The following is a 15,378-nucleotide window of genomic DNA, read 5'->3' on the forward strand; positions in this document are numbered from 1 at the left end:
GCCCTCGGTTCCCCCACCGCCGTCCGTGAGGCCCGTACCCCCTCGCTGCGGTCCGCCCGGACCCCGCTCAGCCCCGAACTCCCGCTGCCCGTCCACCTCCTGGAGCGGTCCGGGACGATCGGCGGGACGCCGCGCACCCGGCTGACCGGCTGGCGGTTCCAGATCAAGGAGGGGGAACGGGCAGTGGCGGCCGGCGAGACCGTGCTCACGGCCGACGGCTGGGCGTTCTCCCACTTCTGCGAGGGCCCGTACGTGGCCTCCACCGAGCTGGCCCTGCGGCAGGCCGAGGCCCTGACCACCCCGTACCAGCCACGGCTGCTGTCGGTGCCCGAGCTCTACATGCTCACCCTCTGGCTCCACGCGGACATCACGGCCGACGCCGCCTCCGAGCTGTTCGCCCCGGGCGACCTGCTCGTCCCCCTCGCCCCGGCGCCGCCCGGCATCGCGGCCCACCGCCCGCACCGGGCCGCCGATCTGCTGCCCGCGCTGACGCCCCGGCTGGCGCCCCCGCACCGGCTGCGGGCGACCGCCTGACCGGGCCCGGAGCCGGTCCGGCCGGATCCCCGGAGCCACCGCGCCCCGCGCCTCCCCGCACCAGGGGAGGCGCGGGGCGCACCGCTGTCCCCACCCCTCACTCTTCCGGGCTAGTCCGTTGCGGCTACCACGAACCCCCCGAAGGGACCGGCCAGTTGGGAGCAACCGCCCGCCCGGGTGACGCGTCATCCTCCTGTGAGGAGCGTCCCCGGGAAATCCCTGCGGAATAAGACCCGGAGGGCAAGACTGGGACCGACCGACGATGACAACGGGGGGCGGCATGAACGACGCGTCGAGCCGCAGGACAGCCACCACATCAGAGCGAAAGATCACTTCCATGTGCCCGCACCAGCCCACGTGCCCGTCAGCCGACTCCGCCGACCGGGAGGCCGCCCATCTCGTGGCCGCCTACCCGGAGCAGGGATGGAGTCTTCTGTGCAATGGCGTCCTCTGCTTCGAGGACACCGGTGAGCTGCTGCCGGACGGACAGATCATCGCCCCGCACCGGGCGCTGGGCACCGACCAGGTGGTGACCGCCGCCTGACGCGGCGGCACCGCCCGCGCCCGGTACGACGGCCGACGGCCCGCCGAGGCGGCGTACGACACAGAAGGGGCCGGCCCGGCGCCGAAGCGCCGGACCGGCCCTGATCCGTGTCCTGAAGGCTGAAGGCCCGTCAGCCCTCGTACTCCTCCAGCGGCGGGCAGGAGCAGACCAGGTTGCGGTCACCGTAGGCGCCGTCCACGCGGCGCACCGGCGGCCAGTACTTGTCGGCCTTCGCGCCCCCGCCCGGGAAGGCGGCCTCCTCGCGGGTGTACGGGTGCTCCCAGGCGCCCGTCACCGAGGCGGCGGTGTGCGGGGCGTTGCGCAGCGGGTTGTCCTCGGCGGGCCACTCCCCCGAGCCGACCTTCTCGATCTCGGCGCGGATGGCGATCATCGCCTCGCAGAACCGGTCCAGCTCGGCGAGGTCCTCGCTCTCCGTCGGCTCGATCATCAGCGTCCCGGCGACCGGGAACGACATGGTCGGCGCGTGGAAGCCGTAGTCGATCAGGCGCTTGGCGACGTCGTCGACGCTCACGCCGGTGGCCTTGGTCAGCGGCCGGAGGTCCACGATGCACTCGTGCGCGACCAGGCCGTTCGGGCCGGTGTAGAGCACGGGGTAGTGGGGCTCCAGGCGCTTGGCGATGTAGTTGGCGCCGAGCACCGCGACCTGTGTGGCGCGCTTGAGGCCCGCGCCGCCCATCAGCCGGACGTACGACCAGGAGATCGGCAGGATGCCCGCGGAGCCCCAGGGCGCGGCCGAGATCGGGCCGACGCCCGTGGCCGGGCCCGCGGTGGGCTGGAGCGGGTGGTTGGGCAGGTACGGGGCGAGGTGGGCGCGGACGGCGACCGGGCCGACGCCGGGGCCGCCGCCGCCGTGCGGGATGCAGAAGGTCTTATGGAGGTTCAGGTGCGAGACGTCGCCGCCGAACCGGCCCGGCTTGGCCAGGCCCACCAGGGCGTTGAGGTTGGCGCCGTCGACGTACACCTGGCCGCCCGCGTCGTGCACGGCCGCGCAGATGTCGGCGACGTGCTCCTCGAAGACGCCGTGGGTGGAGGGGTAGGTGATCATCAGCACGGCGAGCTCTTCGCGGTACTGCTCGATCTTGGCGCGCAGGTCCTCGACGTCGACCTCGCCGTCGTCGGCGGTCCTGACGACGACGACCTTCATGCCGGCCATCACGGCGCTGGCGGCGTTGGTGCCGTGCGCGGAGGACGGGATGAGGCACACCGTGCGGCGTTCGTCGCCGTTGGCGCGGTGGTAGGCGCGGACGGCCAGCAGGCCCGCGAGCTCGCCCTGGGAGCCGGCGTTGGGCTGGAGGGAGACCTTGTCGTAGCCGGTGACCTCGGCGAGCCGCTCCTCGAGCTCGGTGATGAGGGTGATGTAGCCCTCGGCCTGCCCGACCGGCGCGAAGGGGTGCAGCTGGCCGAACTCCGGCCAAGTGACCGGCTCCATCTCGGTGGTGGCGTTGAGCTTCATGGTGCACGAGCCGAGCGGGATCATGCCCCGGTCCAGGGCGTAGTCGCGGTCGGCGAGGCGGCGCAGGTAGCGCAGCATCGCGGTCTCGGAGCGGTGCTGGTGGAAGACCGGGTGGGTGAGGTACTCGTCGTCGCGCAGCAGGCCCTCGGGGAGCGCGTCGAAGGTCGTCGGGTCGAGCGCCTCGACGTCGGCCGCCACGCCGAACGCGGCCCAGACGGCGGCCAGGTGGGCGCGGGTGGTGGTCTCGTCGCAGGAGACGCCGACGTGGTCGGCGTCGGTGAGGCGGAGGTTGACGCCGCGCTCGCGGGCGGCCTCGACGACCTCGGCGGCCCGGCCGGGCACCCGCACGGTGACGGTGTCGAAGTAGGCGTCGTGGACGACCTCGGCGCCCCCGGCGCGCAGGCCCTCGGCGAGGATCGCGGCGTAGCGGTGGGTGCGCCGGGCGATCGCGGCGAGCCCCTCGGGGCCGTGGTAGACCGCGTACATGCCGGCCATGACGGCGAGGAGCACCTGGGCGGTGCAGATGTTGCTGGTGGCCTTCTCGCGGCGGATGTGCTGCTCGCGGGTCTGGAGGGCCAGGCGGTAGGCCTTGTCGCCGTCGGCGTCGACGGAGACGCCGACGAGGCGGCCGGGCAGGCTGCGGGCGAACTTCTCGCGGACGGCCATGAATCCGGCGTGCGGTCCGCCGAAGCCCATGGGGACGCCGAAGCGCTGGCTGGTGCCCACCGCGATGTCCGCGCCGAGCTCGCCGGGCGGGGTGAGCAGGGTGAGGGCGAGGAGGTCGGCGGCGACGGTGACGACCGCGCCGAGCTCGTGGGCCCGCTCGATCAGCGGGCGGAGGTCGCGCACGGCGCCGGAGGCACCGGGGTACTGGAGCAGGACGCCGAAGACGCCGCGCTCGGCGATCTCCTCGGGGATGCCCGCGGACAGGTCGGCGACGACGACCTCGACGCCGGTGGGCTCGGCGCGCGTCTCGATGACGGCGACGGTCTGCGGCAGGGTGTCGGCGTCGATGAGGAAGACGCCGTCCTTGACCTTGCCGACCCGGCGGGAGAGGGCCATGGCCTCGGCGGCGGCGGTGCCCTCGTCGAGGAGGGAGGCGCCGGAGGTGGGCAGTCCGGTCAGGTCGGCGACGACCGTCTGGAAGTTGAGCAGGGCCTCCAGGCGGCCCTGGGAGATCTCCGGCTGGTACGGCGTGTAGGCCGTGTACCAGGCGGGGTTCTCCATGACGTTGCGGAGGATCACCGGGGGCGTGAACGTGCCGTGGTAGCCCAGGCCGATCATGGGGGTGAGCACGGTGTTGCGGTCGGCGAGGGAGCGGAGCTCGGCGAGGACCTCGGCCTCGGTGCGGGCCTCGGGCAGACCGAGCGCCCCGGCGCTCTTGATCGCGTCCGGCACGGCGGCGGCGGTGAGCTCGTCGAGCGAGCCGAAGCCGACCTGGGCGAGCATCTTGGCCTGGGCGGCGGCGTCGGGACCTATGTGGCGCGCCTCGAAGGGCGTGCCGCGCTCCAGGTCGGTGAGGGCGATGCGGTGGACGGTCATCTGCGGAGGCCTCCTGGTCATACGACCTGCGAGGGGTACCACGGCGCGGGTACCCGGACGGCCTCCCCCTCTGTCATCTCAACCTGAGAGCTTCACCGGGCCGCGGCGCACGATCCGGCTTTCACCGTCGGTGAGGAGGGGCTTCGGCGGCTGCTGCCTGACCTGGGCCCGCCCTGCTTTCCAGAGTGACCTCGTCCATGCGGTACGGGTGCCTGAGAGATTCCGGGGAGGATTTGCTCCTTCGGCGCCTTCTCCGAACGCCTTGTGGGGTTCGGGAAGAGCTCTCCCGCACGGGGTCTGCGGCCACTGGCCAGCCTACCAGCGGGGGTTTCCGGGTGGATCTCCCGAGTGGCCGGTTTCACGTCCGTGGTTTTTCGTGGTGACGAGGACCGTCATGGGCGGGGAGCAGCGGAGGAGCCGTGCAGACCGACATCGACCCCCGGACCCTCATCGGGCGCAAAGCCTTCGACCGGGACGGCGTGAAGATCGGCACCGTGGACGAGGTGTATCTGGACGACGCCACCGGGGAGCCGGAGTGGGCGGCCGTGCGCACCGGCCTCTTCGGCCGGGACGCCTTCGTACCGCTGAAACCGAGCCGGGTGGAGGACGACGGGCTGCGCGTCCCCTACGAGCGCGCGCTGATCAAGGAGGCCCCGGGGTTCGGGGTGGGCCGCCATCTCTCCCCGGCGCAGGAGCTGCGGCTCTACCGGCACTACGGGCTGGAGCTGCCCCCGCCGGAGCCGCCCCCGGCTCCCGACGGCACGGCCGCCGGGGAGCCCTCGTCCGGGGACCCGGAGGGCGCGGGCGGCACGGGCGGCTGATCGTCGGCGGCGCGCACCAGCGGCAGCGGTTCGGCGGGGTGGAGCGCCGGGTCGTCGACGCGGAAGGTCCGCACCCGGCCGGGCGCCGACCAGGGCTCCTCGAAGCGGACGGTGACGCGCCCCACGCCGCTGCCCTGCACCCAGCCCGGCCCGTGCTCGTCGTGCCGGACGTCGTGCCCCGGGAGCCATCGCGGCGGCCCCTCGGGGGCCTTCCGGGGCTCCTGGTGCGTCTCGGGCTCATGGGGTGCCGCATCGGGCGCTCCGGCCGTCCCAGCCATCCCGGTAGCCGCGGCAGCCGCGGCGGCCTCGGCGGCCCCGGCCGCGGCCTGGGCGAAGAGATCCTCCTGGGTGTAGTCGGCGAGCCCGGAGACGCCCACGCCCAGCAGCCGCACCCCGGCCGTGGTGTCCACGTGCTCCAGCAGCCGGGCGGCCGCCTCGCGCACCACGGCGGGGTCGTCGGTCGGGCCGCGCAGGGTCTCCGAGCGGGTCAGGGTCGAGAAGTCGTACCGTCGGACCTTGATGACGACCGTCCGCCCCGAGCGCCCGGCGCCGCGCAGCCGGGTCACGCAGCGGTCGGCGAGACGGGCGAGCTCCAGCTGCACCCGGGTCCGGTCGGTCAGGTCCTCGTCGAAGGTGTCCTCCACGGACACGGACTTGGCGTCCCGCTCGGCGACCACGGGACGGTCGTCGTGCCCGGTGGCCAGGGCGTACAGCCCGGCGCCGTGGGCCTTGCCGAGGAGGCGCACCAGCTCGTCCTCGCCGGCCCCGGCCGTCTCCGCCACGGTGGTGATACCGGCGCGCCGCAACGTTTCAGCGGTGGCGGGGCCGACACCCGGGACGGCCCGTACCGACATCGGGCCGAGCACCTCCAGCTCCGTGCCGGGCTCTATGAGCCTGAGGCCGTCCGGCTTGGCCTCCTCCGAGGCGATCTTCGCGAGCATCTTGGAGCCGGCCAGCCCCACCGAGGCCGTGAGCCCCGTGGCCGCCTTGATGTCGCGCCGCAGCCGCTCCGCCACCGCGCGGGCGGCCGCTCCGGTGGGCGGCACTCCGCCCGCCTCCAGGTCGACGAACGCCTCGTCGAGGCTGAGCGGCTCCACCAGCGGCGACAGCTCGCCCAGCAGCCCCATCACCACCTGGCTGATCCCCTGGTACACGGCGAACCGCGGGGTGAGATAGGCGGCGTTGGGGCAGAGCCTGCGGGCCTGGGCCGTCGCCATGGCGGAGTGGACGCCGAAGACCCGCGCCTCGTACGACGCGGTGGCCACCACCCCGCGCGGGCCCAGCCCGCCCACCACCACGGGTTTTCCGCGCAGGCTGGGCTTGGACGCCTGTTCCACCGAAGCGTAGAACGCGTCCATGTCCAGATGGAGAATCGTCGGCGCACCCCTCACAGGACCGATGCTGCCGCATACCACTGACAATCGCGCCGGTGTACGACGAGGCGCCCCGTGCCGGCCGCTCTCGCGGCCCGCGCGGGGCGCCCTGTCACACTGCCGTACGGCGGCCCCGGAGGGCCTCAGCCCGCCCGGTTGCGGCGGCGGGCGAGCTCGTCGGCCGGGTTGTGGCCGACGAGCGTCTCACCGGTGTCCACCCGCTCCCCGTGGAGCTGGGCGAGGGCGCTCTCCACATCGCGCCAGACGACGCCCACGGCGATCCCGAAGACGCCCTGGCCGCCCTGGAGGAGGTCGACGACCTCGTCGGGCGAGGTGCACTCGTAGACCGTGGCACCGTCGCTCATCAGCGTCATCTGCGCCAGGTCCTCCATGCCGCGCGTGCGCAGGTGCTGCACGGCGGTGCGGATGTTCTGGAGCGAGACCCCGGTGTCCAGGAGCCGCTTCACGATCTTCAGGACGACGACGTCCCGGAAGCTGTAGAGCCGCTGGCTGCCCGACCCGTACGCGGGCCGCACGCTGGGCTCCACGAGCCCGGTGCGCGCCCAGTAGTCGAGCTGCCGGTAGGTGATGCCCGCGGCCGCGCACGCCGTCGGTCCCCGGTACCCGATGCCGTCGGAGCTCCGGGAGGGTGCCGCGCCCCCGGGCTCGCTTCCCCGGGGAGTGGTCACCGCCGCCGTCGCGGAATAGCGGGGCACTGGTTCGACCGTTCCCCCATGCAGCGGATACGGACCGCCGACCGCCGTACCGTCGCCCGTGCTTCTCACGCCGACCTCCGTCCTTGACCTGCCTTCTCGACGGTAGGCAGTCGCTCGGGGTGCGTCAACGATCGCCACACTCGGCACGCCGAGTGATAATCACCCTGAGAGTGGTTTTACGTGTCCGGGTAGCGGGAAAAACTACTCGAATGCGACCCCGGGGCGGTTTCCGCCGGCTCTCCGCCGGCCGCCACGCGCCCTACTGGTTGCTGCTGCCGAAGTCCTCCGGCGAGATCTGGTCGAGGAACTCGCGGAACTTCTCCACCTCGTCCTCCTGCTCGTCCGGGATGGCGATCCCCGCGTCGTCCAGCACCCCGTCACTGCCGTAGATCGGCGTGCCGGTGCGCAGCGCCAGCGCTATGGCGTCGGACGGCCGCGCGCTGACCTCCACCCCGCTCGCGAAGACCAGCTCCGCGTAGAAGACGCCTTCGCGCAGATCCGTGATGCGGACCTCCGCGAGCTGCTGTCCGACCGCTTCCAGCACGTCCTTGAACAGGTCGTGGGTCAGCGGACGGGCAGGCGCCATGCCCTGCTGGGCGAAGGCGATCGCCGTCGCCTCTCCCGGTCCGATCCAAATCGGGAGGTAGCGGTCGCCTCCCACTTCACGCAGGAGCACGATCGGCTGGTTTGAGGGCATTTCCACCCGGACACCCACGACATCGAGCTCGTTCACACAGCAACCCTAGGCCGTGCCCGGCGGGTTTGGGTAGTCGGGCACTCACTGTGACTGGCCACGGGGCTGGAGAGCGGCCCTCACCAGGGCCGCGTGGAGCCGTACGGACAGGGCGGCCAGCTCCCTGGCGGTGGCCTCGGCATGGGCCCTGGTCTGCGGATTGCGGTGCCGGCGCAGGGGGGCGACCACCTGCTCGACCAGGCCCGCCTCCCGCTCGGCGGCGGCCTTCACGGCCCGTAGATGGCGCGGCTCCAGACCGAAGCGGCCCAGGTCGGCGACGAGCTTGGCGATCGTCATGGAATCGGCGTCGAATCCGCCGTCCGGGTGGGCCGTGAGCAGCCCGTAGGACTCCCACTCGGCCAGCTCCTCCTCGGTGGCCCCGGCGCCGGCCAGCAGCTCCGCACGGCCGATACGGGCCGCCACGGGCCCCTCGGGCCCTCCGGGGGCCGCCGTGGGCGCCCCGGGCTCGTCCAGGACGTCCGTGAGGTCGAGGGCGTCCCTCGGCTGCGCTGGGGCGGGCAGCTGGATCCGCTCGCCCCGGGCCAGGGCGTCCAGCTGCTCCCGGATGACCTTGAGCGGGAGATAGTGATCGCGCTGCATCCGCAGCACATGCGCGAGCCGGGCCACGTCCTCCGTGCTGAACTTGCGGTAGCCGGACGGGGTCCGCCGGGGCTCCACCAGGCCCTCCGCCTCCAGGAAACGGATCTTGGAGATGGTGACCTCGGGGAACTCCTCGCGCAGCAGGTTGAGCACCGTTCCGATGCTCACCAGCCGGCCCTCCGCGCCGGCGGCACCGGAGGATCCGGTGCCGCCCGACGGTGTTCGAAGCATGGCCCTTCCCTGGAGGTGCCCCGGACCGCGTCCGGGAGCGGGTCAGATGGCCCGCTGGCTGCCGAAGAAGACCAGCCGGTACTTGCCGATCTGCACCTCGTCGCCGTTGGACAGGACAACCGACTCGATCTGCTCACGGTTGACGTAGGTGCCGTTGAGGCTGCCGACGTCGGTGACGGTGAAGCTGCCGTCGTGGCCCCGGCGGAACTCCACGTGCCGGCGCGAGACGGTGACGTCGTCGAGGAAGATGTCGCTCTGCGGGTGCCGGCCCGCGGTCGTCACCTCGGCGTCCAGCAGGAAACGGCTGCCGGAGTTGGGGCCGCGGCGGACCACCAGCAGGGCCGAGCCCTGCGGCAGCGCCTCGACGGCGGCCTGGGCCTCGGGCGAGAGCGCCGGGATCGCCGTCTGGCCGGTGGTCTCCGAGTCGTACGCCTCGAGACCGGAGATGGAGATGGTCGAGGTCGTCTCCGACGCGCGCTCGGCGACCGCGCCCGGCCGCAGCGGAGCGCCGCAGTTGGAACAGAACCGGCTGGCCTCGGCGTTCCGGTGGCCACACCTCGTACATACCGGCAAGGCAAACCCTCCACCCGCACTTGAGGTCGCTGGTGCCCCGAAACCTATGCGCCCCGCCTGGGCAGGGTCAACAGAGGACGCGCCCGGACCGCCCGGAATGCCGCCTTCGTAGCCCTGGGCGTCGACCTGGTCCCGGAACAGCGGACGGCCTTCCTGGGCGTTCTCGCCGCCCTCCCCGGGACGCGGTGCCCGGTGCCGGGCGGTGCCGCCGTCCTGGCGTGCGCTCTTGCCGAACAACTTCGCAAACAACTTCACGGGCGATTCCCCTTGACCGAAACAGACCCGCCCGTGGGGCAGGACAAAACCTTGCTGCACACACCGTCCGACCTGGACATCTCTACAACGTCCGCAGTCAACAGACAGTTTCCATCACGCACCCTTGACTTGGTGCGCCGACCCCCCGCAACCTCCCGCCATCCCCACGGGCCACGACCGCACGCCCGTCTCACTGCGATGACGACCGAGCGTAGTCAGGCCGCTTCGCCGGGCGCAAGGCGTCCACAATGATCTTCTCAGACCGGGAGACACTCACCGACGCCTGCTCCTTCTCGAGAGTCTGCACCACACCACCAGGGATGTTCAGCGCGGGCTCCAGGTCCTGGGGCTTGCCGATGACCTTGAACTTATAGGGCTGCGAGACCTTTTTTCCATCGATCTCCACCTTTCCCGCGGAGCCGGAGAAGTAGGTGCTCGCGACAACCCGGACATCGTTGATCTGGATCGCCTCCGCACCCGCGGCCCGCAGCTCCTGAATCGTGTCGAGCAGCTTGTCCGCCTCCACGGAGCCCTTGCTGTCGCTCACCGTGAGCTCGATACCGGGCCCCTCGGCCGCAACCGTACCCGCGAGCACCCCGAGCTGCTCCTCCTTCTGCGCGGTCTGTTTCCGGGCCTCGGCCGCCTGGTTGGAGCTGCTCTCCAGCTCGGAGCGCTGGCTCTCCAGCTTGCGCTTCTCGTCCTCGAGCCGCTTGGTGCGGTTGTCCAGTTCGTCCAGGATCCTTACGAGATCCTCCTGCCGGGCGCCGCGCAGGGCGCTGTTGTCGCTCGTCGAACGGACCTGGATGGCCAGACCCAGTCCGAGGACGCACAGCAGCACCGCCACGGTGAGCTGGGCACGCGTCAGCCTTGGGGGCCACAGCCCGCTCATCAGCCGTTGACGCCCCGTCAACGGCACGGCCCCGGGAGCGGCTTCCTTTGGGGGGACAGGGCCTGGTCCGGCCCCCTCCGGGCCCGGCTCCCCGGGCGGGGACGCCCCGGCCCCGGGCTTCTCGGCCCCGGGCTCCTCGGGCTCCGGTTCCGGGCGTTCCCTCTCCGGCCCGGCCGGCGCCTCGGCACGCTCGCCCGGCTCCCCGGCCGGCGGCTCAGGCCGTTCCCGCTGCTCCTTCTTCTCCGGCTCCTCCGGACGTTCCTGACCCTGTCCGGACTTGTCGGGAGTGTCGTCTGCGCTCATCGGTCTCACGCCCGGAAGATGTGCCGCCGGATGGCGGCCGCGTTGGAGAAGATGCGGATGCCCAGGACCACCACCACACCGGTGGACAGCTGCGCGCCGACGCCGAGCTTGTCGCCCAGGAAGACGATGAGCGCGGCCACGACCACATTGGACAGGAACGAGACGACGAACACCTTGTCGTCGAAGATCCCGTCCAGCATCGCCCGGAGGCCGCCGAAGACCGCGTCGAGCGCCGCTACGACGGCGATGGGAAGGTAGGGCTCGACCGCCGTCGGCACCACGGGACGGACGACCAGCCCGACCACGACTCCCACGATGAGGCCCAATACGGCGATCACGATGTGCCCTTCCCTGGTGTTGCGGTACGTACGATCAGACTCGGCGCGGCCGGCAGCCGGACGTCGCCCTGGGTGGAAATGCTCGCGCGGACCCCGTAGTTCTGCTGGAGCACATGCAGATACTGGCCGTCGACGCTGTCCTGGAAAGCGGTGCTGAACCGCTGCCCGTCCCCGATCGCCAGCACCGTGTACGGCGGCACCAGCGGTCTGTTGTCGACCAGTATGGCGTCACCCGCGGCCCTGATCGCTGACAGCGCCGTCAGCCGCTGACCGTTGATCGCGATCGCCTCGGCGCCGGACTGCCACAGACCGTTGACGACACGCTGCATGTCCCGGTCGCGCACCCGCCCGGTGTCGGAGAAGCCACTGCTCTCCCGAGGCCCGCCCCCACCGGTCTTCGCCTGCTTGGCGTCGTCGATCACCACCTTGACCCCGGGCCCGTGCACCGGCGTCGCACCGGCGAGCAGCGAGACCAACTCGGCCTTGTCCCCACCGTGTTTCCGCAGCGCGTCACGCTGCTTGGTGCCGACCGAGCCCCGCAGGGAGTCGACGTTCTTCTGGAGGCTGTCCGCGGCGGAGGTCTCCGCCTCGATCCGCTGGATGAGCTGCTCGCGCTCCTTCGCCAGCGTCGGTGCCGATATCCGCGCCTGCGCCGCCCCCAGCGTCACCACCACGGCCGACAGCATCAGGGCGGCGGCCAGCCCCAACTTGGCCCGCAGGGTGCTCGGCAGCCCCTTGCCGCCCTCGGCCCGCCGGGCCGCCGCCTCCGCGTACCCCTCGTCGAGGCTGTGATCCATCACATTGGTCAGCAGCGACATCGACGCGTCGGGACGCGACGGCGGCGACGAGGTGCTCCGAACGGGGGGCTGCTGCGACATGCCGCACATCGTCGCACGTCGGGGGCGTCGTCTCCCAATGGCCCCACCGGCGTGCCGGATCCGGTACGGAATCACGACACCCCGGAAACACCGGGGGAACATCCCCCCGCCCGGGGCGGACGACGCCCCGGGCGGCGTCAGCGCCCGGCGCCGTCCACGACCGCCGACCACTCGTCCAGCAGCGCCTGCGCGGAGGCGTCGTCAGGCCCCTCCGCCCACAGGTGCGTCACCGCCTCCGCCGGGTCGGGCAGCACCATCACCCAGCGCCCGTCGGCCTCGACCACCCGCACCCCGTCCGTCGTGTCCACCGAACGCTCCCCGGCGGCCTCCACCACATGCCGCATCACCAGGCCCTTGACGGCCCACGGCGTGGCCAGGTCCCGGCGCAGGACATGCGCCCTGGGAATCCGTGCGTCTATCTGGCTGAGCGTGAGCTGGGTACGGGCCACCAGTCCGATCAACCGGACGAAAGCGGCCGTACCGTCGAAGACACTGCTGGACTCCGGGATGATGAAGCCGCCGCGCCCGTCCCCACCGAAGATCGTCGACTCCTGCCGGCCCACCCTCGTCAGATCGTCCGGCGACGTCGTCGTCCACTCCACCTGCGTCCCGTGGTACGCGGCCACCTGCTCGGCGATCCGGGTCGTGGTCACCGGCAGCGCCACCCGCCCGCTGCGCCGCTCGGCCGCCACCAGGTCGAGCAGGACCAGCAGCGCACGGTCGTCCTCCACGATGCGCCCGCGCTCGTCCACCAGCGAGATCCGCTCGCCCACCGGGTCGAACCGCACCCCGAACGCGGCCCGCGCCGACGCCACGATCTCCCCCAGCCGCACCAGCCCGGAACGGCGGGTGTCGGCGGTCTCGGTGGGACGGGCCTCGTCCAGCCCGGGGTTGATGGTGAGCGCGTCCACCCCCAGCCGGCCGAGCAGGCTGGGCAGAACGAGCCCCGCGCTGCCGTTCGAGGCGTCCACGACCACCTTCAGCCCCGCCTCCGCGACACCGGTGGTGTCCACGGACCGCAGCAGCGAACCCGTGTAGGAGTCATAGACGCTGGAGGGGAAGGACAGATCGCCGATCTCCCCGGGGAACGCACGCCGGTACTCCTGGCGGGCGTAGACCCGGTCGAGCTTGCGCTGCCCCGCCTGGGAGAGGTCGGCACCGCGCTCGTCCAGGAACATGATGTCCACCGAGTCCGGCACCCCGGGCGACGTACGGATCATGATGCCGCCGGCACTGCCCCGCGCGGTCTGCTGCCGGGCCACCGGCAGGGGGACGTTCTCCAGATCACGGACGTCGATGGCGCTGGCCTGGAGGGCCGAGATCACCGCACGCTTGAGGGCCCGCGCACCACGGGAGTGGTCACGCGCCGTGGTGACGGTGGCCCCCTTCTTCAGCGTCGTCGCATACGCGCCGGCTAGCCGGACCGCCAGCTCGGGCGTGATCTCCACATTGAGGATCCCGGACACACCGCGGGCGCCGAAGAGATGGGCCTGTCCCCGGGACTCCCAGATGACCGAGGTGTTGACGAACGCGCCGGCCTCGATGGTCTTGAAGGGATAGACCCGGACATTGCCCTGGATAATCGATTCCTCACCGACGAGGCACTCATCGCCGATGACGGCACCGTCCTCGATCCGGGCCGCCCGCATGATGTCGGTGTTCTTGCCGATGACACAGCCGCGCAGATTGCTCTGCTGACCGACGTAGACGTTGTCGTGGACGACGGCCCTGTGGAGAAAGGCACCGCTCTTGACGACCACGTTGGAGCCGACAACGGTGTGCTCCCGGATCTCGGCGCCGGCCTCGACCTTCGCGTAGTCGCCGATGTAGAGCGGGCCGCGCAGGACCGCGTCGGGATGCACCTCGGCGCCCTCGGCCACCCAGACCCCGGGCGAGATCTCGAAACCGTCCATGTCGACGTCGACCTTGCCCTCCAGGACATCGGCCTGTGCCTTCACATAGCTCTCATGGGTGCCGACGTCCTCCCAGTAGCCCTCGGCCACATAGCCGAAGATGGGCTTGCCTTCCTTCATCAGCTGCGGGAAGACGTCCCCCGACCAGTCGACCGGGACATCGGGCCGGACGTAGTCGAAGACCTCGGGCTCCATGACATAGATGCCCGTATTGACGGTGTCGGAGAAGACCTGGCCCCAGGTGGGCTTCTCCAGGAAGCGCTCGACCCTGCCCTGCTCGTCGACGATCGTGATGCCGAATTCCAGCGGATTGGGGACGCGCGTCAGGCAGACCGTGACCAGGGCGCCCTTCTCCTTGTGAAAACGGATCAGGTCGGTGAGGTCGAAATCGGTGAGGGCGTCGCCCGAGATCACGAGGAAGGCATCGTCCTTGAGCGCCTCCTCGGCGTTCTTGACGCTGCCCGCGGTGCCGAGTGGCTTCTCCTCGTTGGCATAGGTGAGCTCCATGCCGAGCTCCTCACCGTCACCGAAGTAGTTCCGCACCAGAGAGGCCAGGAACTGTACGGTCACCACGGTCTCGGTGAGCCCGTGCCGCTTCAGCAGGCGGAGCACATGCTCCATGATCGGCCGGTTGGCCACGGGCAGGAGCGGCTTGGGCATGCTCGAGGTCATGGGGCGAAGGCGGGTGCCCTCGCCTCCGGCCATCACGACGGCCTTCATGTCGGAAGCGTCCTCCTTGAGAGACGACGGTCATGCCGACGGAACCGCCCGACGAGCCCGGCCGGCGCCGCGCGTCCGCGCGCGCCCGGTGGGCTCCTGCCCGATGGAGGCTGGGGAGTACGGCGAGATCAGTCGGCCGTGGCATCCGCCCTGACGAGTCGGCGGACCTGGACCACGTAGAGGATCCCTGCCCACCAATAGAGGGTTGTACCCCATCCGGCGAACGCCCATCCGAAAATCGCGGCGAGTGACGAGAGCCAGCCGGATCCATCACTGAGAAGCAGCAACGGGAAGGCGTACATCAGGTTGAAGGTCGCGGCCTTGCCGAGGAAGTTCACCTGCGGCGGCGGATAGCCGTGGCGTCTCAGGATCCACACCATGACCAGCAGCATCGCCTCCCGGGCGAGCAGGGCCAGGGTCAGCCAGAGCGGAAGAATCTCACGCCAGGTCAGACCGAAGAGCGTGGAGAGGATGTAGAGCCGGTCGGCGGCCGGATCGAGCAGCCGGCCGAGGCTGCTGATCTGATTCCAGCGCCGGGCGAGCTTTCCGTCGAGGTAGTCGCTCACTCCACTGAGCGCCAGGACGAGGAGCGCCCAGCCGTCGTGCTTCTGGAGAATCAGCCACAGGAACAGTGGAACGCCGACGAGGCGAGCCATGCTGAGGATGTTCGGGATGGTGAGGACACGGTCGGTCTGAACACGCGTCTCCTGGACCTCCACCCGGGGGCCTCCTGTGGGGATATGTACCAACGATTCCCCCTGACTTTACCCCCAGTGGTGAGGGGACCGCGCAGAGGGGGCCACGGTGGCAGAACGCAAGAAAGCCCCGGCAGGTATCCCCTGCCAGGGCTTTCTCTTAAAAGGAGTTCGGCGGCGTCCTACTCTCCCACAGGGTCCCCCCTGCAGTACCATCGGCGCTGAAAGGCTTAGCTTCCGGGTTCG

General features: G+C 71.3%; 14 protein-coding genes, 1 rRNA gene and 1 riboswitch. Of the genes, 3 read left to right on the plus strand and 12 right to left on the minus strand.

The features are described from left to right. Together K6I33_RS18920 and K6I33_RS18925 are read left to right on the plus strand one after the other, a co-directional pair. Positions 1-534: hypothetical protein (locus K6I33_RS18920; protein WP_229353939.1), on the plus strand; the 534-nt coding region annotated here is incomplete at its 5' end. A 337-nt stretch (positions 535-871) separates the two neighbouring features. Next, a complete protein-coding gene (locus tag K6I33_RS18925; protein ID WP_189450841.1) occupies positions 872-1,078 on the plus strand; it encodes a DUF5999 family protein in 207 nt (68 codons plus the stop codon). Positions 1,079-1,208: 130 nt separating this feature from the next. Here K6I33_RS18925 and gcvP read toward each other — a convergent pair whose 3' ends face one another. Further along, the gene (gcvP, locus tag K6I33_RS18930) at positions 1,209-4,094 is read right to left on the minus strand and encodes an aminomethyl-transferring glycine dehydrogenase (protein ID WP_229353943.1); all 2,886 of its coding nucleotides are present in this window, start codon (positions 4,092-4,094) and stop codon (positions 1,209-1,211) included. A gap of 190 nt (positions 4,095-4,284) precedes the next feature. Beyond that, positions 4,285-4,393, minus strand: a riboswitch (glycine riboswitch). Positions 4,394-4,513: 120 nt separating this feature from the next. On the opposite strand from gcvP, the gene K6I33_RS18935 reads away from it, so the two are divergent. Further along, a complete protein-coding gene (locus K6I33_RS18935; protein WP_229353945.1) occupies positions 4,514-4,915 on the plus strand; it encodes a PRC-barrel domain-containing protein in 402 nt (133 codons plus the stop codon). Here the strand turns inward: K6I33_RS18935 and K6I33_RS18940 are convergent. The 11 genes from K6I33_RS18940 to rrf all read right to left on the minus strand — a co-directional run. Then, a complete protein-coding gene (locus K6I33_RS18940) occupies positions 4,807-6,306 on the minus strand; it encodes a DNA polymerase IV (RefSeq protein WP_229353947.1) in 1,500 nt (499 codons plus the stop codon). The genes K6I33_RS18935 and K6I33_RS18940 overlap by 109 nt on opposite strands. A gap of 125 nt (positions 6,307-6,431) precedes the next feature. Next, on the minus strand, positions 6,432-7,073 hold the full coding sequence (locus tag K6I33_RS18945; RefSeq protein ID WP_374285131.1) for a MerR family transcriptional regulator: 642 nt from the start codon (positions 7,071-7,073) through the stop codon (positions 6,432-6,434). Positions 7,074-7,263: 190 nt separating this feature from the next. Beyond that, positions 7,264-7,737: a bifunctional nuclease family protein gene (locus K6I33_RS18950; protein WP_099198755.1), complete on the minus strand. Its 474-nt coding sequence runs from the start codon at positions 7,735-7,737 to the stop codon at positions 7,264-7,266. Positions 7,738-7,782: 45 nt separating this feature from the next. After that, complete coding sequence (locus K6I33_RS18955; RefSeq protein ID WP_229353949.1) at positions 7,783-8,568, minus strand: MerR family transcriptional regulator; 786 nt, start codon at positions 8,566-8,568, stop codon at positions 7,783-7,785. Positions 8,569-8,610: 42 nt separating this feature from the next. After that, complete coding sequence (locus K6I33_RS18960) at positions 8,611-9,456, minus strand: FHA domain-containing protein (RefSeq protein ID WP_374285136.1); 846 nt, start codon at positions 9,454-9,456, stop codon at positions 8,611-8,613. Positions 9,457-9,586: 130 nt separating this feature from the next. Next, positions 9,587-10,588, minus strand: coding sequence for a DUF881 domain-containing protein (locus tag K6I33_RS18965; RefSeq protein WP_229353951.1), 1,002 nt, complete (start codon positions 10,586-10,588; stop codon positions 9,587-9,589). Positions 10,589-10,593: 5 nt separating this feature from the next. Beyond that, entirely contained in the window at positions 10,594-10,926 is a 333-nt protein-coding gene (locus K6I33_RS18970; protein ID WP_071964751.1) for a small basic family protein, read from the minus strand. Continuing rightward, complete coding sequence (locus K6I33_RS18975) at positions 10,923-11,804, minus strand: DUF881 domain-containing protein (protein WP_229353953.1); 882 nt, start codon at positions 11,802-11,804, stop codon at positions 10,923-10,925. The genes K6I33_RS18970 and K6I33_RS18975 overlap by 4 nt, the downstream gene beginning before the upstream one ends. A gap of 137 nt (positions 11,805-11,941) precedes the next feature. Further along, a complete protein-coding gene (locus K6I33_RS18980) occupies positions 11,942-14,437 on the minus strand; it encodes a mannose-1-phosphate guanyltransferase (protein WP_229353955.1) in 2,496 nt (831 codons plus the stop codon). Between the two features lie 128 nt (positions 14,438-14,565). Then, a complete protein-coding gene (locus tag K6I33_RS18985; RefSeq protein ID WP_229353957.1) occupies positions 14,566-15,156 on the minus strand; it encodes a CDP-alcohol phosphatidyltransferase family protein in 591 nt (196 codons plus the stop codon). Positions 15,157-15,301: 145 nt separating this feature from the next. Continuing rightward, a 5S ribosomal RNA gene (gene rrf / locus K6I33_RS18990) occupies positions 15,302-15,378 on the minus strand; the annotation flags it as partial.

The sequence above is a fragment of the Streptomyces sp. UNOB3_S3 genome (genome assembly GCF_020740895.1).
In the GTDB taxonomy this organism is placed as follows: Bacteria; Actinomycetota; Actinomycetes; order Streptomycetales; family Streptomycetaceae; genus Streptomyces.